The following is a 21,341-nucleotide window of genomic DNA, read 5'->3' on the forward strand; positions in this document are numbered from 1 at the left end:
TATGATGAAAGGAGCGATTTTCTTGAAACCAAAACAGCAATTATTTGTAACACTCCTAGTTATTATAGGGACACTTTTTAACCATTTACCAGTGACAGCTAGTGCATTCAATTTTTCGGTGACGCCAATAACTTCAGAGAATCAGATCGATAAAAGAAAAACTTATTTCGATCTCCAACTTGTTCCAGATCAGGAAGTAGAATTAAAAGCAGAATTGAGAAATGATACGGAAAAAGAAGTGAAAATCGACATTTCTGTGAATAGCGCAACGACTAATTCAAACGTGATGGTTGAATATGGAAAAAATGAGATTGAAAAAGACGAAAGTCTAATCTTTGATCTGATCGACTATGTGAGTTATCCAGAGACAGTGACACTGGAACCTAAAAGCGTTCAAACCGTGGTTTTCCATGCCAAGATGCCAAAAGATCGATTCGATGGTGTATTGGCTGGTGGAATCACATTCAAAGAAATTGTGACGGAAAAGGATCAAACAGAAAACAAGGATCAAAGCTTATCAATTGAGAATGAATACGCCTATACTGTGGCCTTGTTAATGCGACAGACACTGAATGAAGTTGCTCCTAACCTAGTTCTCCATGAAGTTAAACCTGATCAAATCAATGCAAGAAATGTCATTTTAGCAAACGTCCAAAATGATCAAAAAACCTATATCAATCAAGTAGTTATTGAAACAAAAATTACAAAAAAAGGACATTCTGAAGTTTTATATCAGGAGGAAAAAGAAGGATTGCAGATTGCGCCGAATACAAACTTTTCTTTTCCAACAGCTTTGAATGGTCAGCCACTAACTCCAGGCGAATATCATCTCACAATGACCATTCTAGGAAATGAAAATGAAAACGGAAAATTCTCAAGAAAAAAAGAAAATACCACCATCAACTATACCGACCAATGGATATTTGAAAAAGTGTTTATGATAGACGGGAAAGAAGCCAAGGAATTGAATACGAAAGATGTGACGATTAAAAAGGCCAATAATTGGATCTACATCTTGGAAGCGCTGATTTTCTTGTTGTTCGTTTTAATACTTATCCTCTGGTTTATTTTGAGAAAGAAAGAAGAGAAAGAAAAGTAAGATCAAAATAACAAATAATAGTTTTTCCTTATTGCGTGATATTTACGTTCTTTTTCGATAGTATAAAATGCTTTTGTATTAGCGTAGATGCCTATAAGTAAATGATATAATCATTATAACTGGTATAACAGCAAGAATGGTCAATAAACGGATCCTCCAGGTTGTGTAGCGTACAGTTGGGACGATGCAGAAAATATGAATAAGAAGTGATAGTAGCAGTGAAGGAATGGAAACAGCAATATACGTAGAAAGAGCTGATGGCTAATGAATTATGAGTTTTTTTTAAGCAAGGAAGATTATAGAAGTTATTCATTACTTAAATATTTAGAAGCAAGCTCAAATTTATCAGAATCAATCTCGGATATTCAAGAGAAACTATCGTTATCGACATTTCTCTTGAAAAAAACTATCGATAAGCTAAAACATGATTTACAAATGTTCGATTTAGAGAAAAATTTTCGTCTAACTGTTAGTGAATTGATGATATGTTTGGAAATCAATGGTAAAAGTTCTAGTAAAGCCCTATTATCTCGCTATATAACAGATTCTTTATCCATGAAAATGGTATTGGCTTTCTTTCAGGAAAAATATATCTCAATAGAAAATTTTGCTGAACAGCATCATGTGAGTTATTCTGTGGCGTATAAAGTATTGCAAGGGCTGAAAAGAAATCTAAAAAAGTATCAAATTTTTTTTGAGAAAAGAAAGTTGACAGGAAATCCTAAAAACATCCGCCTTTTTTTATATAATCTTTTTAACTCAACAGAAATAAGTGTTGAAAAGTTGTATGCGCTACCTATAATTATAAAAACAGAAAAAATGGTAAAAAATTTAAATCGGTATTATCCTCTTTCCGCTTATGAAAAAAAGAAATTATTCCACTTTTTAGCAATCAATCTATTGTCTGAACAAGAAGATTCTTTAGATATTGTCAACAATCAGCCGCTATTTTTCTCAGATATAGGATTTTTCTATCTAAAAGGAGTACTGGAGACAGAATCAGTTGTTTTTATCTGTAAGATCCTCTCGTGGCTTTATCTCCATGATAAGTTAGATCAAAAGTATTTGAGGAAAAAAGAAGATGAAACAATCGAATGGTTGAATGAGCGGTTCATTGAAAGTTTTGAAAAACGGTTCAAACGGTTACCGAAAGAAACGAGAAAATCGATCCAAAATGAGTTAACCAAAATACATTTTAAACTTTTGCATTATACCCTTAATAAATCGGATGAATTTCCACTAGATATTTCTTTTTTTAATCAAAACTATCCTACATTTTATTGCTATCTATTAGAGTATATGAATGATCTAATGTCAAAACACAAAGAGTTGCTTCAAGATAAATTTTTTCTTTTTTTCAGTTATTTATTGTTATTGATCAATCACATACCCGTTCAACTAGTTTCTGAGCCAGTAAAGATCATCATCGATTTTTCCTATGGTGCTGCCTATAATCGATTTATCAAGAAAAATTTAAGTTTGTACATTAATCTGAATACGGAAGTGATAGAGGCTGGAAAACCTGATTTTCCGGATGTTATAATCACGAATAGAAACAATTTATATGAAGAAAGTGTGTCTCAAGTAGTGGTTTGGCTTGATCCGCCAAGAGCAGTAGACTGGGGGAACCTTACAAAGATTTTGTTGACTATCCAAGAAGAGAAATACAAAGACAGCAAAATTGACAAGCAAATAGACGATTTTCCTGAAGAAATCATCGACAGGATCGAATAGTGAACTTCTTTTAGAAAGTCCACCTGCTTTTTCTAAAATAAAAAAACTTGGTACGCAATCGCTGTACCAAGTTTTTTTATTTAGCTTTTAATTAAGCCATAAATAATAATTTATATAAGAATACTGCTACGACACCAGCACAGATAGGTGCAACAACGGGTACCCATGCATATCCCCATTGAGAAGAACCTTTATGTTTCAATGGAAGTAGTGCGTGTACAAGACGTGGTGCAAAGTCACGAGCTGGGTTCAGACCAGGACCTGTAGGACCACCAAGTGAAGCAACTAATGTCCATACAAGGAAACCAAGTGCTAAGTGAGCTGTACCAAGGTTATCTTGGAAGAATGGTGCTTTTGTAATACCTAAAGCTCCAAAGAATAAAACGAATGAACCAAAGAATTCATTGACGAAACCATTGAATTTAGAACCAACACTGTTGATTGTTGAGAATGTACCTAACACATGGTTTACATCTTCTGTTTGGTCGTAGTAAGGTTTGTAACAAGCCACTACGATCAATTGTCCGATCGCTGCACCAATCAATTGTGCAATGATATAAGGAACAACTTCAGCCCAAGGGAACAATCCATTAGACGCTAAGGCAATCGTAAATGCTGGGTTGATGTGGTTACCGCTGATTCCGCCAAAGATCATTGCCGGCATCATAACCCCAAATCCATATCCGACAGCAATCAGCATCCAGTCGCTGCCATATCCTTTTGTACCTTTTAAATCTACGTTTGCTACAGCACCGTTACCTAGCACGATTAGTAATGCTGTACCAATCATTTCCGCCGCAAGACGGGTCATTAGTGAGTAATCCATAAATACCTCCAAATGTTATAAAAATGCAAAAAAAAAGAAACATCAACACGAAAAGCATCGGTGCAGTGTTTCGTGTCGGAAGGATTTCTGCAGTCTTAACAAATGTGAATAAAAAAATGATTTCCATTACGTATAAGAAACCAGACCAACAGTAAAACTCCAACTCTTTTTAAAAGTTCTCCACAAATCACCAAGCTTAACTATAAATATACCAAAAAAAAAACGTTTTTTTTCTCAAAAATTGTATCTTAGAAACAGCATGTTTTGAAACTTTCAGAAAAGGTTTGTTAGTAAAATGAAAGCTATACGTAAGGAGTGTTGTTTGATGAAATTTTTTCAAGAGTTTTTCATTATTATTTTCTTTTCTGTATTAGGAGAAGGTATCCGAATTTTTGCTCATTTACCTATTCCTGGGAGTATCTTAGGTATTCTTTTTTTATTTTTAGCATTTGAAATGCATCTTGTTGATCCTGAAAAAATCGGAGCAACTGGTGATTTTTTATTGAATAATCTAGCTATTTTATTTGTTCCAGCTGGTGTAGGTTTATTGGAATATTTTGATGACATTGCTTCGATATGGCCTATTTTACTGGGGGCAGTCGTCGTGTGCTCCATCGTCACGATGGTCACAGCGGGAAAAACGGCAGAAGGGGTAGAAGCTTTGCTAGGCTATGTCCGTAAGAAAAAAGCAAGCAGGGTATCTGTAAACGAAATGGAGGAGAATCAAATTGACTGAGTTTTTTGTGAATCCATTATTTGGCTTAAGTTTGACTTTAGGAGTGTACGTATTATCTGACAAATTTTTGCGGAAATATAAACTGCCTGTTTTGAATCCTCTCGTATTATCGATTGTTGTTATTATCTTATTTCTGCATTTTTCTGGCGTCAGCTATAAAGAGTATAATATCGGCGGCAATTTTTTGACTATGCTGATTACTCCTGCGACAGTGGCACTTGCCATCCCGCTTTATAAAAACTTCCGTTTGCTGAAAGAAAATTTTTATCCTGTAATAGCTGCGATTTTGGCAGGGATAGTCGCAAATTGCTTGGTTAGTGTAGGGATCGGTTATTTCTTCTCTCTTCATAAAGAGATGGTCATCTCATTACTACCGAAATCTGTAACGACGGCTATTTCTGTCGATTTGTCTCATACGATGGGCGGGGTGAATGCCGTGACTCTTGCTATTGTTGTCTCTACAGGTATTTTTGGCTCGCTGATCGCTACTCATATTTTCCGCTTATTCAAGATCGAAAGTCCCGTTGCTCGCGGTGTGGCGTTAGGAAGTACTTCTCATGCTATCGGTACAGCAAAAGCAATAGAGATTGGCGAAGTAGAAGGGATCATTTCAGGGCTTGCGATATGCGTAAATGGGATATTGACCGTTTTGTTGCTACCGTTATTCTTTCAGCCTTTTGCTGGCTTGTTTTGATGCGAAAACCACTATTTTATGCTACAATAACCAAAACGTTCTAGCATAAAAAAGGAGGGAAAGACGTGTATTTGTCTTCCGAGTATCTTAAACAATTTGATAAAGATCTATATTATAAGATTCTCCTCCTAGAAAGTTTTGAGGATCAAGCTTGGCATACTGCTGCACAATTAGCGCAAGTTGTTCAGCTGGATGCCCGCAGTGTGTCGAAATACCTAAACGAGCTGTCTAAAAACTATCAGCAGTTTAGCGGTAAGATGCACCCTTTGTTTACAAAAAATCACCGTTCTGGTTATAACTTTTATGATACGCTCGATTCAATCGAACATGAGCGTTTTTTGATCTATCTCGTGCAAAGTACGCTGAAATTCCAGCTGCTGCACGACATTTTTTTTGAAGAATTCCACACGATTTACCAATTTGCGCAAAAGCATTACATTAGTGAATCCACTGCTCATCGAAAAATCAATGAATGGAAACAGCAACTGCAAACTTATGGCATTCGTCTGCAACGAGGTACATATATCGCGCAAGGCGAAGAAGAAATCATTCGACTTTACTTGCATATGACATTCTGGCAGTTGTTTCGAGGGAAAATCTGGCCGTTTGAAACGATTTCTCAAATGGACGTAAAAAATATGGCAGAACATATCATGGCTTTTTTCAACGTTCGTTTGAATGAAATCAAAAAAAGACGATTGGAATACATGCTAGGTGCCTTTTTTTTAAGAAAATCACAGAAGCATTATGTGGTATTGAATGAGAAAAAAAGAGGGCTGATCGCAGACAATCTGTTGTTCCAGCGATTCTGCCAAGTCATGGAGCCGGTATTTCCTAATTATTTTCAAGTAGAAGACGAATTAGGCGCATTGTTTCTTGTTCTGATGACGCGTGAAGAATATTATAGTGATCCTAAGATACGGAAGAAAATTTTTGATTTTCATCAACAAGCAGAAACACCGCCTTTTGCAGCTCTTTCTGAAGCAAAAGCAGCTCTTTCTCTTTATCAAGAAGAGCAGGAGCTACCAGCGGAAGATCTGACCTTTGAGGCAGAAAACTATTTGTTCAGTAGTCATTTTTTCGCCTATCTTTTTCCTAACGCAAAAGAAACAATTGATGGAAACAGTAGTGACTTCATTAATCATTTAGTCATTGAAAACAAAGAATTAAAACAATGGTTAGTACGCTTTTTTGAAAGCAGACACAAACAGCCTAATCATCTGGCGTTTAAAAATCATGCGTTTTTGATGGGTCGGTATCTGACTGTGTTTAAAACATTAGGAGCCTTTACTCCACAGCTTCCAAAGATCACGATCCTCTTGATGACAGATTTCCCATTATTTGAAGAGCAACTGTTAGAGGAGGGGTTACGGACGTTTTTCCGTAATGATTATCAGCTGATTTTTCTACCAACGGATTATCGGGGAAGAGAAGTGGATCTTCTGATTTCAACAAGTAAAGTTCATCGAAAACCGTGGGCGGATCTTGACTATTTTATTGTGACCGAAGAATTAAAATTGATAGATTACATTCAGCTATCTCAAAAATTTGAAATGATTCAAAAACAAAAACAATCAAAACAATAACAAAAAAAGGAGAATAAAGATGACATTTGAAGAAATTTTACCAGAATTGAAAAAAGGTGCAAAGATTATTCGTAAAGGATGGAGTGGATTTGAGCTTTATGTTGTTCTCGTATCCGATGATGAATTTGATGGCTGTCCGGTGACGCCTTACTTATTGATCAAAACAAGTGATGAAGGTTTTTCTAGCTTTGCTCCTACAGTTTGCGATATTTTAGCAGATGATTGGGCGATCGTAGAATGAAAAACCGTTATCCAGATTTAGCTAAACAGGTCGTATTTATTACAGGAGCTGCTTCTGGTATTGGTGCCGCACAAGCCCAAGCTTTTCTGGAACAAGATGCCTTTGTATTTGGATTAGATCAAAAATTTGGAAAAATGGAAGAACTTTCTTTTCGATTTCCTGAAACTTTTGCCTACGCACTAGGGGATGTCCGACAGAGGAAAGAACTCCAACAAGCGGTATCGAAATGCCAAAATCATTTTGGTGAAGTTACGATTTTATTGAATACTGCGGGGGTATTAGATGCATACAAATCCTTGATGGAAACTGACGAATCGCTGTGGGATCTGATTTATGAAACGAATGTGAAAAGCATGTATCATCTAACAAGCATCATCCTTCCTGATATGATCCGCCGAAAAAGCGGAACAATCATCAACATGGCTTCGATTGCGGGTTTGGTTGCTGGCGGAGGTGGGATCGCTTATACAAGTGCGAAACATGCAATCGTTGGTTTTACCAAACAACTCGCTCTGGATTACGCAGAGCAGGGGATCCGAGTAAAAGGAATTGCTCCAGGAGCCATCCAAACGCCGATGAATGCGGCTGATTTTGAAGGAAAAGGTGAGATGGCAGAGTGGGTGGCAAATGAAACACCAGTCAAGCGATGGGCACAGCCGGAAGAGGTAGCGGAGCTGACATTATTTCTTGCCTCTCCTCAAGCAAGCTATATACAAGGAACGATTATTCCAATCGACGGTGGCTGGTTGCTAAAATAACCTTGTGTTTTTTTCAAGCTTCTGTATGATAAGAAATAAAGAGAGAACCAAATGGTTGATGATAAAAGAAAGTCGATGATTGTTCCCGGCATTTGATGTCAGACAGCTTTTTCACAACCTTCTGATATAAACGGTGTTCAAAAGCTTGCAACTGCGGTAATAAGTCCAGCCAAATGAAAAATAGGAGGAGCTATTTTTATTTGACTATTCTTATTACTTGTTGCAGGGCAGCTTTTTCACAACCTTCTGCGGCACTTCAGTTGGAATTTTCTTCCCATCCTTTGGTCGCAGTCATTACCAAGATAAAATTATCTTGCAAAGGAGAAATAGAACATGGAAAAAAATAATACCCGTTCAGCCAAACGCTGGACAACGACAGATGTGACTCGGATGGCGCTAGTCACTGGTTTATATGTGGCAGTGACGCTGGTTTTGTCTGTTTTTAGTTTTGGAGTGATTCAGATTCGTCTCTCGGAGATGTTCAACTATCTGTCCTTGTATAACAAAAGATACATCGCCGCGGTAACAGCGGGAGTAGCTTTGGCTAATATTGCTTCTCCTCTTGGACTGATAGATGTTGTAGTAGGAAGCGTCAGCACGCTGATTGTATTGCTTATCAACTATAAAATCACTAGTCGCATCAAAAACATGAAAATCAAAATGGCTGTGACAGCATGCGTATTTGCTTTTTCCATGTTTACAGTAGCTGGTCAGCTAACGATTTTATATCAACTACCTTTTTTCTTGAATTGGTGGGTGATTGCTTTAGGAGAATTGGCATCAATGATTGTCGGTGGGATAATTATTTATTGGATCGGTAAAAAAGTAGATTTGACAAAATAAAGATCTGTTTAAATTAAAATAAGGCAGCGTGGAAGAGACCGGATGTTGAGTCTTCTTCCATGCTGCTTTTTTGCTCAATTCGTTCGAAGAAATCGATTTAGCCGTTTTTTCATCAAGACACCGATATAGGCTGCTCCAATTGCTTTGATTGCTTCCGGCAGTAAAAAAGGCAGCAGCCCACTGGCAAATGCAGTTGTAAAAGTAAGATCGCCACTTATCTTCAGCCAGATCGTCCCACAGACTAAGGCGGCAAGAGAGCCCATTAGATTGGCAAAGATTGCGTACAAGTAATGAGCGTCTGTTTTTTCGATCATCCAGCCAGTTAGCCATGTTTGAAAGAGAAATCCAATCAAATATCCGCCAGTTGGACCAAATAAAACAGCTATGCCTCCAGTCATCCCTGAAAATACAGGAAGACCGATCAAACCCAGTAAAAGATAAACTGTAACCGATATCAATCCCAGTTTTCTTCCGAGAAAAGTGGCTGTCAGTCCAATAGCAAATGTTTGCCCTGTCAAAGGAACCAAACCAAAAGGAATGGTCATCTGAGAAAGGACAGAAATAATCGCGGCAAATTCCGCAGCCAGTATCAATTCTTTCAATGTTCGGTTCATAATGCCCTCTTTTCGTTAACTTAATATTTTTATTTGGTTAACGAAATTGTAAAACAAAGTGATTGCTTTGTAAATAGAAAATAAAAAAAAGACCAACTATCCAATAGATAGCGGTCTTTTTCAAGAAAGCTTTTGAAATTATAGGCTTTGGTTGTAGTATTCAACGACAAGAGCTTCGTCGATTTCTGGATATAGTTCGTCACGTTCTGGTAAACGAGTCAATGAACCTTCCAATTTTTCAGCGTCAAAGCTTACGAATGCTGGACGTCCAACAGTTGCTTCTACAGCTTCTTTTACTGTTACGATGTTTTGTGATTTTTCACGAACTGAGATCACTTGACCCACTTCTACGTGGTATGAAGGGATATCAACGCGTTTGCCATCAACTAAAATGTGACCATGGTTAACTAATTGACGTGCTTGACGACGAGTCGTTGCAAGTCCTAAACGGTAAACAACATTGTCTAAACGTTGTTCTAGTAAGATCATGAAGTTAACACCATGTTTACCTTCTTTGATTTTGCTAGCTTTTACGAACAAGTTACGGAATTGACGTTCGTTCATTCCGTACATGTGACGAAGTTTTTGTTTTTCAGTTAATTGCATGCCGTATTCTGATTGTTTGCCACGGCTGTTAGGTCCGTGTTGACCTGGTGCGTAAGGGCGACGTGCTAATTCTTTTCCTGTGCCTGACAATGAGATGCCTAAGCGACGAGAAATTTTCCATGATGGTCCTGTATAACGAGACATTAAAATTTCCTCCAATGAATATAAGTTTTTGGAGTAAAATAATCCGTTGAAAAATTCATAATCATATAGTTTGTTCTTCAATCTTCACCTTTGCAGCCGCGGTTACACAATCGAACCCGAGACGGGGCAACAAACTAGGGATGAGTTATTATTTTTCTGCTGCATTATTTTACACAAACTACAGTATATGATAGATCATCCATGAATGTCAAGATAATTAGTACGTAAAAACGCTTTACAAACCTAGGCTCTCTTTATAAAATGAGAAGGTATGTACAAATGGAAAAAAGTGAAGGAAGTTTAAGGAGAAAATCAATGAATCCGGTATCACCATTATTTGAGAAAATCGATGCTTCAATTGAAAAGAAGGCGAACCTTTTTGAAAACAGCTTTTCACGTTACGCTGTTCGAGCGGTTCTTGCCTGTTTGTTTTTGACTTTAGGAACGGCTGTGGCATTTGCAATCGCGATGAAGGGGGAAGATATCGCGCACGGTCTAGGAAAGATTTTATACGCATTTATGTTCAGCTGGGGTCTGGTCATGATTCTATACATGAACGCCGAATTAGGAACATCGAATATGCTTTATATGACTGTGGGTGTTTTTCGGCAGAGACTTGCTTTAAGTAAGGCAGCCAAGATTCTATTTGCCTGTATTTTTTTCAATATGATTGGCGGTATGTTATGTGGATTTCTTATTTCTATGACTACGCCATTTCAAGATTTAACGTTGGACAACTTTATGTTAGAATCAATAGCAGTAAAACTAGCAAAACCTGCAACAACGATTTTGGTGGAAGGAATGTTTGCGAATATCGTTGTCAATACCGCTGTACTGATCAGCATGCGGATGAAAGAGGATGCTGGGAAAGTGATCACGGTCGTATTCATTATTTTCATTTTTGCTTTTTTAGGATATGAACACGTGATAGCGAATTTTCCTGCCTTTACGCTTGCTTACTTTGCTTCTCATGGACAGATGGACGGAATGACAGCCAGCAATGTGTTACATAATTTGTTTTTTGCTTTGGCAGGGAATTATATTGGTGGCGGTTTAGTGATGGGACTGGGTTATGCTTGGCTGAATCAATCAAAATCATCCTATGTGGACTAAAAAGTCGTTCATTAAGGGAGGAAATACCATGGAAGTGTTAGTTTTTCAAAAAAATGAAGAAAAAGCGTTACAAATGGAAAAGTACATGAAAAATCTTTTTCCTTTTGCTGGGGTACCTAAGCCGGAACGCGCTCTTTTGCAACAGCCGTTATTGGATGAAAGCAAACATTTATCTGTTTCTGAAGTTTTAGCTTTTGTTCATTATTATTATGAACAAATCGAAAGAGAATATCAGTATGTGGCGATCGATTTAGTCCAAAAAAACATCAAACGGCTTACCTTTGAAGAGATAGTTGCATTGTTACCACTAGTCCAGAAAAAAGAATGGTGGGACAGCATCGATTCTTGGAGAAAAGTGTACAGTACATGGTGTAAAGCCCATCCAGAGCAACGTAAAGAAGTCTTTCAGTTGTTCGAAAAAAAGGAAGATTTCTGGTTGCGTCGAATAGCAATCACGTTGCAATTAGGTTATAAACAGCAAACAGACACAGCACTATTGATCCGAGCAATAGACGAAGACCGTCAAACAAAGGAATTCTTTATCCAAAAAGCAATCGGTTGGGCATTGCGTGATTATAGTAAGACCGATGCCGCTTGGGTAAAAAGTCAGCTGACAACAGATTTGAGCAAGTTAGCTGTTCGCGAGGCAAGCAAGTATTTATAAGAAAGCGAGACGACAAGAGATGAGACGCAAATTATTTGCTTTTGATATTGATGGAACGTTGTTAGATTCAAATAAACAAGCTTTAGATAGCACGAGAGAAGCATTGGAAAAATTACGCAAAGCCGGTCATCTGGTCACGATTGCTACAGGGCGGAGCCGGTTCCATGCGCAAGAAGTCATTCGAGATCTGGATTTTACGAACTACATTTTATGTAATGGAGCGGCCGGTTTTTTAGACCATGAACAAGTATATAAGAACTTACTAGATCGCGAACAGTTGGATGCATTCGTCGAGGAAGCGCATCATGAACAGATCGACACAGCTTTTGTCAGCTTAGACAATATCAAACGTTCTTCTTCCAATGATGTAACGGTGATGGAAGAGGCGATGCATTCTTTCGGTGCTGTCTTGCCTGAACTAGATCAGTTTTTTGCAGAGGAACAAGAAATCTATCAAGCGTTAGCATTTTTCGATCAAACCTATGATGGAAAATTCTCCTCATATGATAAGATTCGATTTGTCCGCTGGCATGAGAACAGTGTAGATGTCGTTCCCCAAAACGGTTCTAAAGCGGCGACGATCCTACACTTAGCAGAACAAGTAGGTATCCCGCATGAAGATATTATCAGCTTTGGTGACGGACAAAATGACCGTGAAATGTTGCGTATGTCAGGAATCGGAATAGCTATGGGGAATGCTGTGCCAGAAGTACAAGCAGAAGCCAAGATGGTCACTGATACAAATGATCAAGATGGTATCTGGAAGGCATTGAAAGAGTTAAGAGTGATTTAAAAGAGGTTGTGAAAAAGCTGTTCTGCATCAAGTAATAAGAAGGGATTTATGAAAATTGCTTCTCAAATTTTTGAAAAATTTCGGCTTATTTCTGAAGAAGCAGCAGATGGAACAACGTTTATTCGGGAAATGGGACTGTGACAAGATTTTTGCCACAGTCCCATTTCTTTATTTTATTTTTCAAATCTAAGAAATATCAGGAAAGAGTTCCTTTTGTTTGACCTTTTCTTTCTTATTGAAAACAACTATAATATAGAGTGATGTTAAAAGAGAAGAGGAATTTAGTGTGCGGGTATTGTTTATTGGTGATATAGTAGGTTCAATGGGACGAGAGATGATTACTGAATATCTTCCTAGGTTGAAGAAGAAGTATCGTCCGCAAGTAACGATCGTAAATGGTGAGAATGCCGCTTCTGGACGTGGAATCACAGAAAAAATCTATAAAAAATTTTTGCAAGACGGTGTAGACGTCGTGACGATGGGGAATCATACGTGGGACAACCGCGGGATTTTTGAGTTTGTAAATGAAGCCAAAAAGATGGTTCGGCCGGCAAATTTTCCGGAAGGGACGCCTGGACAAGGGATGGTCTTTGTCAAAGTGAATCAGATCGAATTGGCAGTAATCAACATGCAAGCTCGTTCTTTCATGGTGGACTTGGATGATCCTTTCCGTAAAATGAAGGAACTAGTAGAAGAAGCTAGGAAACGTACGCCAATCATTTTTGTAGATTTTCATGGAGAAACAACAAGTGAAAAACAAGCGATGGGCTGGTTTTTAGATGGGAAAGTTTCAGCAGTGGTCGGTACACATACACATGTCCAGACAAATGATGCGCGAATTTTGCCAAAAGGCACAGCGTATCTGACAGACGTTGGGATGACAGGACCCTATGATGGTATTTTGGGTATGCGCAGAGAACCTGTGATCGAAAAGTTTCTGACCGCATTACCAAAACGTTTTGAAGTTGTCGAACAAGGCCGATCGATTTTAAGCGGCTGTATCTTAGAATTGGATGATACGACAGGTCATGCAAAAGAAATCCAGCTGATTCAAATCAATGAGGATCGACCGTTCATGGAGTAGAAAGAGAGGCAGTTTTTTGCAGCAGGAGCCGGAAATTCAAAAAGAAGTAAGGAAACTGACAAAACTTTTAAGAGAAAATGAAACGATCATTCGCTACAAAGAACTTGAAGAAAAGATCCAGCAAAACCAGTATTTAGCTGAGTTGAGAGAGAAAATCAAACAAGCGCAAAAAGAAGCTGTTCATTTTGCCCACTATGACAAACCAGCAGCAGAACAAGAAGCAATCAAGCGAGCGGATCAATTCATGAAAGAATTTGATCAGCATCCGCTTGTTATAGCTTATAGAAAACAGCTGTTGGAAGCAGATGATCTGCTTCATCATTTAACAACGATGATACAAGAAGAAATCAATGGACAAATAGAGGAGGAAAAACATGCCTCAAAAAACTAAAAACACTCCTATGATGGAACAATATCTAAGCATCAAGGCACAATACCAAGATGCTTTTTTGTTCTATCGTTTAGGAGACTTTTATGAATTATTTTATGAAGATGCGATCAAGGCATCACAGCTTTTGGAATTAACGTTGACGAGCAGAAATCGAAATGCAGAAGAACCTATTCCTATGTGCGGTGTCCCTCACCATGCAGCACAAGGATATATCGATGCCTTGATTGAAAAAGGCTATAAAGTAGCGATTTGCGAGCAGGTAGAAGATCCAAAGACGACTAAAGGGATGGTCAAGCGCGAAGTGATCCAGCTAGTCACTCCTGGTACAGTCATGGACAGCAAAGGATTGTCGGCAAAAGACAACAATTTTTTAACAGCTGTAGTTAGTCAAGGAAATGAATTTGGCTTTGCTTATGCCGATCTAAGTACGGGAGAATTGAAGACGGCTCGGTTGCATGATGAAGAAGCTGTTTTAAATGAAGCCTCTGCATTGCAGACAAAAGAACTCGTATTAGGCAGTGAGATCACTGATACCCTTCGTGAACAGCTAAGCGGGCGTTTAGGGCTAGTCTTTTCTCAACAAAATGAGATGGAAGAAAACGCGGAATTTAGCTTTTTGACAAGCGAACTAGTCGATCCGCTGGAAAAAGAAGCAACCGGCAAACTATTGACTTATTTAGCGGTAACACAAAAGCGGAGTTTAGCGCATATCCAAAAAGCAGTAGAATACCAGCCAGATCATTTTTTGAAAATGGATTATTATTCAAAATTCAACCTAGAATTAAGCCAATCTATTCGGACTGGGAAAAAGCACGGCACTCTTCTATGGTTATTAGATGAAACAAAAACAGCAATGGGCGGCCGCTTATTAAAACAATGGCTAGACCGTCCGCTTATCCAGGCAAAACAAATTAAAGCAAGACAAGAAATGGTCGCTTCTTTGCTAGACAGTTATTTTGAACGTATCGATTTGCAGTCAGCATTAACGAAAGTCTATGATCTGGAACGCCTAGCAGGTCGAGTAGCTTTCGGTAATGTCAATGGGCGAGACTTGATCCAGTTGAAAACTTCTTTAGAACAAGTGCCAATGATCAGAGGGTTGATTGAAGGAATCGATCAAGGTCAATGGCAAAGTCTGCTTTCAGAAATGCAACCGATGGACCATCTCGTCCAATTGATCGACCAAGCTATCCAAGATGATCCGCCGTTACAAATAACGGAAGGAAACATCATCAAAGATGGTTTCAATGAGCAGCTCGATACGTACCGTTCTGCTATGAGAAACGGAAAGAAGTGGCTAGCAGAACTTGAAGCAAAAGAGCGTCAAGAAACAGGAATCAAGAACTTAAAAATCGGATTTAACCGCGTTTTCGGTTATTATATAGAAATCACAAAAGCAAATCTTGGAAATGCAGAGCTGGAGAAGTATGAACGAAAACAAACCTTAGCAAATGCAGAGCGTTTCATCACACCAGAACTAAAAGAATTGGAGACACAAATCCTCGAAGCAGAAGAAAAATCTGTTGATTTAGAATATCAGTTGTTTTTAGCTGTGAGAGAAGAAGTCAAAAAGGCTATCCAGCCGCTACAAGTACTTGCAAAAGCAATCAGCGCAGCAGATGTGCTACAAAGTTTTGCAACGATCAGCGAACGCTATCAGTATGTTCGGCCAGAACTTGTCAGTGACAAGCATCAGCTTCTGATCAAAGACGGGCGACATCCTGTAGTAGAAAAAGTATTAGGACATCAGGAATATATCCCTAACAGCGTAGAAATGGCAGAAGACGAAATGATCTTGCTGATCACAGGACCGAATATGTCTGGTAAAAGTACGTATATGCGCCAGTTGGCATTAACTGTTCTGATGGCGCAAATGGGCTGTTTCGTTCCGGCAAAACAAGCAGTTTTACCTATTTTTGATCGGATTTTTACCCGAATTGGTGCAAGTGACGACTTAATTGCTGGACAAAGTACTTTTATGGTAGAGATGATGGAAGCCAATCAAGCCCTGCGTTATGCTACGCCAAACAGTTTGATTTTGTTTGACGAACTCGGGCGAGGAACAGCAACCTATGACGGAATGGCGTTGGCCCAAGCAATCATCGAATATATCCATCGTCATGTACAAGCAAAAACACTCTTTTCTACCCATTATCATGAACTGACGGTACTTGAAAAAGAACTTCCGCAGCTTAAAAATGTCCATGTTGGAGCTGTTGAAAAAGACGGAGAAGTTGTCTTCTTGCATAAAATGATGGATGGACCTGCGGATAAAAGCTACGGTATACATGTGGCAAAAATCGCAGGATTGCCTGCCAATCTACTTGAGCGAGCAGCAGATATCCTGCATACGCTAGAAAATGGCGATAACGGACACCATACTGTTCCAGCTGAAGTAGAAGAAAAGACTAAAACAGCCAAACAGGAGCAAATAAAACCACCTGCAGAAAAAGTAAACCAAGACCCTATACAAGACAGTGTCAAAGAAGAAAACCAACAACTTTCTTTATTCGGTGAATTATCCGAAAATGAAACAGAAGTCATTGAATCACTGAAGCAAATAAATTTACTAGAAATGACGCCAATGGATGCACTAAACACATTATATGAATTACAAAAACAACTGTAGGAAGAAGGCGGATATCGATGGCCAAAATCCAAGAATTATCTGAACGTTTAGCTAATCAGATCGCTGCGGGAGAAGTAGTGGAACGACCAGCTTCCGTCGTGAAAGAATTAGTGGAAAATGCAATTGACGCCGGTAGTACTCAGATTGATATCTTAGTTGAAGAAGCGGGACTGCGGACGATCCAAGTGATTGATAACGGAGAAGGTATTTTGGCAGACGACGTAGAGAATGCCTTCAAGCGGCATGCGACAAGTAAGATCCATAATCGCGACGATCTTTTTCGCATACGAACGTTGGGCTTTCGAGGGGAAGCTTTGCCAAGTATTGCCTCTGTTTCTGAAATGACTCTGGAAACGGCGAATCAGGAAGAAAACCAAGGTACTTATCTTTCGCTCAAAGGCGGTGAGGTTTTGGAGCATCGGCCAGCACCTCTGCGTCAAGGAACGAAGATTACCGTCAGCAACCTGTTCTTCAATACGCCAGCCCGCTTGAAGTACGTGAAAACACTGCACACAGAATTAGCGAACATCGGGGACATCGTCAATCGTCTGGCATTAAGTCACCCATCAATCGCTTTTCGTTTAGTACATGATGGAAACAAAATGTTGGCAACTGCTGGAAATGGCGATCTGAAACAAACGATTGCGGGAATCTACGGATTATCTACCGCTAAAAAAATGTTGAAAATCGAAGGAAAAGATCTAGATTTTGAGTTATTTGGTTATGTTTCATTGCCAGAGGTGACTCGTGCCAGTCGGAATTACTTATCGACGATCATCAATGGACGTTTTATCAAGAATTTTTCCTTAAATAAAGCAATCGTTGCAGGTTATGGATCAAAATTAATGGTCGGCCGTTTTCCTATTGCTATATTGGAAATCAAGATGGACCCGCTTTTAGTCGATGTAAATGTCCATCCGACGAAGCAGGAAGTCCGGTTGTCGAAGGAAAAAGAACTAACAGAGCTAATTAGTAACGCCATTCAAAAAGCATTGTCCCAAGAAAACCTGATTCCAAGTGCCGCGGATAATCTACGGTTCAAGAAAAAAGTACCAGATCAGCCTAAAACGGAACAAATCGAAATCGATTTGTCCTACGCTTTTGAAGAAGAAAAACCTAAAAAGCCAAGTAGTTTAAATTTTGACCGAGAGACAGGAACCTTTTTTGTAGAAGAACCAAAGAGCACATTTGTTGACAGATCTGTTGATAAGTCTGTGGAAAATGTTGAAAACTTTTCTGGTTTTTCTGAAGAAAACACCAGTTATCCAGAAAAAACAGCGAAAACGGTGGATAAGTTTGGTGAAAATGTTGATAACTTTGTAGAAAAAACAGTGGAAAAATCTGAAAAGAAAGAAATTCCTACTGTGGATAACACGGAAGAAACAAATAAAGAACAAATAGATATATCCTTGGAAGAGGATGAACAGATTTACGAGGAAGAGTTGACACTCCATCCTGAATTTGATTTCACTCAAGGAAACGACAAAACATTAGAACAAGCGATCAAGAAACTAGAAACGGAAAAACCAGTTCAACGTTTTCCTCAATTGGAATATTTTGGACAGATGCACGGAACGTATCTTTTTGCCCAAAGTAGCGACGGATTGTACATCATCGATCAGCATGCTGCTCAAGAGCGTATCAAATATGAATATTTTCGGGAAAAAATTGGGGAAGTATCTGATGATCTGCAAGAATTGCTTGTTCCATTTGTGTTGGACTATCCAAACAGTGATGCTTTGAAACTAAAAGAGCAAAAGCATTTGCTAGAAGACGCAGGGATTTATTTAGAAGAATTTGGTCAAAACAGCTTTATTGTACGGGCTCATCCTACTTGGTATCCCAATGGTGAAGAAGAATCGATTATTCGCGAGATGATCGACATGCTACTGACGACAGGAAGTGTGAGCGTAAAAAAATTCCGTGAAGCAACAGCAATCATGATGAGCTGTAAACGATCGATCAAAGCCAACCATTATTTGAATGAAGCACAAGCACGTGTGCTGCTGAAAGATTTAGCACAATGCGAAAATCCGTTCAATTGTCCCCATGGCCGCCCAGTATTGATTCACTTTACCAACTCGGATATGGAAAGAATGTTCAAACGGATCCAAGACCCGCATTAAGTCAGAGAGAAGAGGGAAACATGAAGATTATACTAGCATCTCAATCACCAAGAAGAAAAGAGTTATTGGCTCACATCGTTTCAGAATTCGAGATCGAACCTGCTGATATTGATGAAACGCCATTTCCAGACGAACTGCCAGTCGATTATGTACGCAGAATGGCTGAAGAAAAAGCACGAACTGTTTGGGAACAAAAAGAAAAGAAAGACAGCTTAGTGATTGCTAGCGACACGACTGTTGTTCTCAACCAGGAGATCATGGGTAAACCAGAAGATATGGCTGAGGCTGAAGTCATGTTGAAAAAATTAAGCGGGGAAACACATACTGTATACACAGCAGTTGTTTTAAAAACAAAGGAGCGAGAAGAACGAATACTAGCAGAAGCACATGTCACTTTTTACCCACTGACAGATGAAGAAATCAATCGTTACTTGGAGACGGGAGACTATGCGGATAAAGCAGGGGCATACGGCATCCAAAATGCTGCAAGTGTATTCGTCAAAGAAATTTCTGGAGATTACTACAGTATCGTAGGGTTTCCGATTGGTGCTGTCAATCAGGCACTGAAAACATTCAATTAAACAAAAAAGCGGACTATCTGATTTTCGATTGAAAATCCATGATAGCCCGTCTTTTTTATTGAAAAGATTACTTATCTACTCTGATTAAGATTTTACTTCAGCGTTACCGACTGCTTCGCCTGGGCGAACAAGTCCTGATTGGTCAAGGGATAGACCAGCAACTTTTTCGTTATTAGTTAAAGCAACAATAATGTCAGTTTTCTTACCAGCTTGTTCTATTTCTGGCAAATCCATTTCAGCAATCAGAGTTTCTGGTGTGACAAGATCTCCTTCTTTCACGAATACAGTGAAAGGAACGCCTTTTAGTTCAACGGTATCTAATCCCATGTGAACAAGTACTTCCAGCCCCTCATCAGAAAGAATACCAATGGCATGTTTTGTTTCAAAGACGCTCGTCACTTTACCATTTACTGGTGCATAGACTTTGCCGTTTGACGGTTCGACAGCATAACCGTCACCCATCATTTTTTGTGAGAAAACTGGGTCATTTACTTCAGTAATTTCCTTGATGTTCCCAGCAGCCACTGCGAATAATGTTTCTTTTGTTGCAACTGCCGTACCAGTTGCTGAAACAGGTTCGAAAGACTGTGGTGTTGCTGTTGCGCCATTCGCTGTTTGAAGCTGTACATCAGCAGCATTTTCAGGAACAGCAGGATCAATCTTATTCAAGATTCCCTGACGTCTAAAGACGATCGTCAAGCCAAATGGAATGATGATAGCGATGATCATTGCGATGATGAAAGGTACCCATGTTTCTGCTTGGATGGCTAATATTCCTGGTAAACCACCTACTCCGATCGCGTTTGCTCGAACATCCATCAAGTTGGCAAACATGCCAGCTAATCCAGAACCGACCATTGCTGCGACGAAAGGATAGACGTATTTCAAATTGATTCCGAACATAGCAGGTTCAGTTACACCTAAGTAACAAGAAATCATTGCTGGAATCGAGATTTGTTCTTCTTTTTTGTTCCCACGATGCAAGAAGACGATGGCTAAGACTGCAGAGCCTTGGGCGATATTTGATAAAGCAATCATCGGCCATAAATTCGTTGATCCGAAATCTGCAATCAGCTGCATATCAATCGCATTGGTCATATGGTGGAGACCAGTAATTACTAAAGGTGCATACAGGAACCCGAATACAGCACTAAACAACCAGCTGATAGAAGACGTCAACCCGGTATTTACGATAGTTGAAATCCAGCTTCCGACTGTCCAGCCGATAGGACCTAAAATAACGTGAGCAGCTAAAACAGTTGGTAACAATGAAAACAATGGAACAAAGATCATTGAGATCGACTGAGGGATATATTTGCGGAAGAAAATCTCTAGATACGCTAACATAAACCCTGCCAGCATAGCTGGAATAACTTGTGCTTGATAACCAATCATTTGGACTTGAGCAAAACCAAAATCCCAAAATGGAATATCTGCTGCGGCTGTGGAAGCTACACTATAAGCATTTAATAATTGCGGAGAAACTAATGTAATTCCTAAAACGATTCCTAATATTTGTGTAGTACCCATCTTTTTCGCAATACTCCAAGTGATACCTACTGGAAGAAAATGGAAAATTGCTTCACCTGGCAGCCATAAAAAGGCATTGACGCCATTCCAAAATTGCGAGTGTTCAACGATCGTTCCACCAAGACTTTCAAACTGGATACCTTCAAGTACATTTCTGAACCCAAGGATCAATCCGCCGACGATAATTGCAGGAATCAGTGGTGTAAAGATTTCTGCCAAGACGGCAATGGCGCGTTGTACGGGATGAAGGTTTTGTTTTGCTGCTGCTTTTCCTTGTTCTTTGGAAACCCCTTCAACGCCGGATACTGCAACGAAGTCGTTATAAAAAGTAGAAACATCATTTCCTATGATGACTTGGAACTGCCCAGCATTCGTGAACATCCCTTTCACGCTAGGAATATCTTCGATTGCTTTTTGATCTGCTTTTCCAGGATCATTTAGGACGAAACGCATACGAGTTGCACAATGACTAACTGCAGCAATATTTTCTTTTCCGCCGATATCATGTAGCAGTTTCTCGGCATCTGCTTGATACTTTGCCATATCAAT

General features: G+C 39.1%; 19 protein-coding genes and 1 pseudogene. 16 read left to right on the top strand and 4 right to left on the bottom strand.

The genetic code is table 11. The features are described 5' to 3' along the window. Position 1: 1 nt before the first annotated feature. Both RWU19_RS09720 and RWU19_RS09725 read left to right on the top strand, forming a co-directional pair. Positions 2–1,099: a DUF916 and DUF3324 domain-containing protein gene (locus tag RWU19_RS09720; protein WP_086286525.1), complete on the top strand. Its 1,098-nt coding sequence runs from the start codon at positions 2–4 to the stop codon at positions 1,097–1,099. Positions 1,100–1,579: 480 nt separating this feature from the next. Next, positions 1,580–2,833: a helix-turn-helix domain-containing protein gene (locus tag RWU19_RS09725; RefSeq protein WP_256924706.1), complete on the top strand. Its 1,254-nt coding sequence runs from the start codon at positions 1,580–1,582 to the stop codon at positions 2,831–2,833. Between the two features lie 91 nt (positions 2,834–2,924). On the opposite strand, the gene RWU19_RS09730 is transcribed toward RWU19_RS09725, so the two are convergent. Beyond that, positions 2,925–3,659, bottom strand: a complete 735-nt coding sequence (locus tag RWU19_RS09730; protein WP_002290500.1) for an MIP/aquaporin family protein — start codon at positions 3,657–3,659, stop codon at positions 2,925–2,927. Between the two features lie 325 nt (positions 3,660–3,984). Between RWU19_RS09730 and RWU19_RS09735 the strand changes: the two genes are divergently transcribed. From RWU19_RS09735 to RWU19_RS09760, 6 genes and pseudogenes are all read left to right on the top strand, one after another. Next, complete coding sequence (locus RWU19_RS09735; protein WP_002341096.1) at positions 3,985–4,395, top strand: CidA/LrgA family protein; 411 nt, start codon at positions 3,985–3,987, stop codon at positions 4,393–4,395. Continuing rightward, positions 4,388–5,089, top strand: coding sequence for an LrgB family protein (locus RWU19_RS09740; RefSeq protein ID WP_002315539.1), 702 nt, complete (start codon positions 4,388–4,390; stop codon positions 5,087–5,089). Before RWU19_RS09735 ends, RWU19_RS09740 begins: the two co-directional genes overlap by 8 nt. Next, positions 5,089–6,675: pseudogene (locus tag RWU19_RS09745) on the top strand (helix-turn-helix domain-containing protein). Before RWU19_RS09740 ends, RWU19_RS09745 begins: the two are co-directional and overlap by 1 nt. A 19-nt stretch (positions 6,676–6,694) precedes the next feature. Then, positions 6,695–6,916 (top strand): DUF2829 domain-containing protein, encoded by a 222-nt coding sequence (locus tag RWU19_RS09750; protein ID WP_002290506.1) that lies wholly within the window; start codon positions 6,695–6,697, stop codon positions 6,914–6,916. Beyond that, positions 6,913–7,674: a 3-oxoacyl-ACP reductase gene (locus RWU19_RS09755; protein WP_002290507.1), complete on the top strand. Its 762-nt coding sequence runs from the start codon at positions 6,913–6,915 to the stop codon at positions 7,672–7,674. The genes RWU19_RS09750 and RWU19_RS09755 overlap by 4 nt, the downstream gene beginning before the upstream one ends. Positions 7,675–8,007: 333 nt before the next feature. Further along, the gene (locus tag RWU19_RS09760; RefSeq protein ID WP_002290510.1) at positions 8,008–8,517 is read left to right on the top strand and encodes a QueT transporter family protein; all 510 of its coding nucleotides are present in this window, start codon (positions 8,008–8,010) and stop codon (positions 8,515–8,517) included. A 74-nt stretch (positions 8,518–8,591) separates the two neighbouring features. On the opposite strand, the gene RWU19_RS09765 is transcribed toward RWU19_RS09760, so the two are convergent. Further along, positions 8,592–9,131, bottom strand: a complete 540-nt coding sequence (locus RWU19_RS09765; protein ID WP_002315542.1) for a biotin transporter BioY — start codon at positions 9,129–9,131, stop codon at positions 8,592–8,594. Between the two features lie 138 nt (positions 9,132–9,269). After that, positions 9,270–9,881 carry a 30S ribosomal protein S4 gene (gene rpsD, locus RWU19_RS09770; protein WP_002294265.1) on the bottom strand — a complete coding sequence of 204 codons (612 nt, stop codon included), beginning with the start codon at positions 9,879–9,881 and terminating at the stop codon, positions 9,270–9,272. Positions 9,882–10,142: 261 nt separating this feature from the next. Here rpsD and RWU19_RS09775 point away from each other — a divergent pair, with 261 nt between their 5' ends. The 8 genes from RWU19_RS09775 to RWU19_RS09810 all read left to right on the top strand — a co-directional run bounded on the left by RWU19_RS09775 (position 10,143) and on the right by RWU19_RS09810 (position 19,262). After that, positions 10,143–10,994 (top strand): formate/nitrite transporter family protein, encoded by an 852-nt coding sequence (locus tag RWU19_RS09775; RefSeq protein ID WP_002316577.1) that lies wholly within the window; start codon positions 10,143–10,145, stop codon positions 10,992–10,994. A 28-nt stretch (positions 10,995–11,022) separates the two neighbouring features. Beyond that, positions 11,023–11,658, top strand: coding sequence for a DNA alkylation repair protein (locus tag RWU19_RS09780; RefSeq protein ID WP_123837526.1), 636 nt, complete (start codon positions 11,023–11,025; stop codon positions 11,656–11,658). A gap of 19 nt (positions 11,659–11,677) precedes the next feature. Continuing rightward, positions 11,678–12,451, top strand: coding sequence for an HAD family hydrolase (locus RWU19_RS09785; protein ID WP_123837527.1), 774 nt, complete (start codon positions 11,678–11,680; stop codon positions 12,449–12,451). A gap of 286 nt (positions 12,452–12,737) precedes the next feature. Next, positions 12,738–13,535 (top strand): TIGR00282 family metallophosphoesterase, encoded by a 798-nt coding sequence (locus RWU19_RS09790; protein ID WP_123837528.1) that lies wholly within the window; start codon positions 12,738–12,740, stop codon positions 13,533–13,535. Beyond that, a complete protein-coding gene (locus tag RWU19_RS09795; RefSeq protein ID WP_050558407.1) occupies positions 13,510–13,926 on the top strand; it encodes a YlbF family regulator in 417 nt (138 codons plus the stop codon). Before RWU19_RS09790 ends, RWU19_RS09795 begins: the two co-directional genes overlap by 26 nt. Next, on the top strand, positions 13,910–16,555 hold the full coding sequence (mutS, locus tag RWU19_RS09800) for a DNA mismatch repair protein MutS (protein WP_123837529.1): 2,646 nt from the start codon (positions 13,910–13,912) through the stop codon (positions 16,553–16,555). Before RWU19_RS09795 ends, mutS begins: the two co-directional genes overlap by 17 nt. Positions 16,556–16,572: 17 nt before the next feature. After that, the gene (gene mutL / locus RWU19_RS09805; RefSeq protein ID WP_123837530.1) at positions 16,573–18,681 is read left to right on the top strand and encodes a DNA mismatch repair endonuclease MutL; all 2,109 of its coding nucleotides are present in this window, start codon (positions 16,573–16,575) and stop codon (positions 18,679–18,681) included. Between the two features lie 20 nt (positions 18,682–18,701). Continuing rightward, complete coding sequence (locus RWU19_RS09810) at positions 18,702–19,262, top strand: Maf family protein (RefSeq protein ID WP_002290524.1); 561 nt, start codon at positions 18,702–18,704, stop codon at positions 19,260–19,262. An 84-nt stretch (positions 19,263–19,346) separates the two neighbouring features. Here the strand turns inward: RWU19_RS09810 and treP are convergent, their stop codons facing one another. Continuing rightward, positions 19,347–21,335: a PTS system trehalose-specific EIIBC component gene (treP, locus tag RWU19_RS09815; protein WP_002290525.1), complete on the bottom strand. Its 1,989-nt coding sequence runs from the start codon at positions 21,333–21,335 to the stop codon at positions 19,347–19,349. Between the last annotated feature and the right edge of the window lie 6 nt (positions 21,336–21,341).

It is taken from the genome of Enterococcus sp. 2STP (genome assembly GCF_032465635.1).
GTDB lineage: Bacteria > Bacillota > Bacilli > Lactobacillales > Enterococcaceae > Enterococcus_B > Enterococcus_B lactis.

Bases quoted from the DNA above. Each gene is read 5' to 3' on its own strand.
- RWU19_RS09720 (WP_086286525.1), top strand. From the start codon at position 2: ATGATGAAAGGAGCGATTTTCTTGAAACCAAAACAGCAATTATTTGTA.
- RWU19_RS09730 (WP_002290500.1), bottom strand. From the start codon at position 3,659: ATGGATTACTCACTAATGACCCGTCTTGCGGCGGAAATGATTGGTACA.
- RWU19_RS09725 (WP_256924706.1), top strand. From the start codon at position 1,580: ATGATATGTTTGGAAATCAATGGTAAAAGTTCTAGTAAAGCCCTATTA.
- rpsD (WP_002294265.1), bottom strand. From the start codon at position 9,881: ATGTCTCGTTATACAGGACCATCATGGAAAATTTCTCGTCGCTTAGGC.
- mutL (WP_123837530.1), top strand. From the start codon at position 16,573: ATGGCCAAAATCCAAGAATTATCTGAACGTTTAGCTAATCAGATCGCT.
- mutS (WP_123837529.1), top strand. From the start codon at position 13,910: ATGCCTCAAAAAACTAAAAACACTCCTATGATGGAACAATATCTAAGC.
- RWU19_RS09795 (WP_050558407.1), top strand. From the start codon at position 13,510: ATGAGGATCGACCGTTCATGGAGTAGAAAGAGAGGCAGTTTTTTGCAG.
- RWU19_RS09780 (WP_123837526.1), top strand. From the start codon at position 11,023: ATGGAAGTGTTAGTTTTTCAAAAAAATGAAGAAAAAGCGTTACAAATG.
- RWU19_RS09755 (WP_002290507.1), top strand. From the start codon at position 6,913: ATGAAAAACCGTTATCCAGATTTAGCTAAACAGGTCGTATTTATTACA.
- RWU19_RS09735 (WP_002341096.1), top strand. From the start codon at position 3,985: ATGAAATTTTTTCAAGAGTTTTTCATTATTATTTTCTTTTCTGTATTA.
- RWU19_RS09775 (WP_002316577.1), top strand. From the start codon at position 10,143: ATGAGAAGGTATGTACAAATGGAAAAAAGTGAAGGAAGTTTAAGGAGA.
- RWU19_RS09810 (WP_002290524.1), top strand. From the start codon at position 18,702: ATGAAGATTATACTAGCATCTCAATCACCAAGAAGAAAAGAGTTATTG.
- RWU19_RS09785 (WP_123837527.1), top strand. From the start codon at position 11,678: ATGAGACGCAAATTATTTGCTTTTGATATTGATGGAACGTTGTTAGAT.
- treP (WP_002290525.1), bottom strand. From the start codon at position 21,335: ATGGCAAAGTATCAAGCAGATGCCGAGAAACTGCTACATGATATCGGC.
- RWU19_RS09765 (WP_002315542.1), bottom strand. From the start codon at position 9,131: ATGAACCGAACATTGAAAGAATTGATACTGGCTGCGGAATTTGCCGCG.
- RWU19_RS09760 (WP_002290510.1), top strand. From the start codon at position 8,008: ATGGAAAAAAATAATACCCGTTCAGCCAAACGCTGGACAACGACAGAT.
- RWU19_RS09750 (WP_002290506.1), top strand. From the start codon at position 6,695: ATGACATTTGAAGAAATTTTACCAGAATTGAAAAAAGGTGCAAAGATT.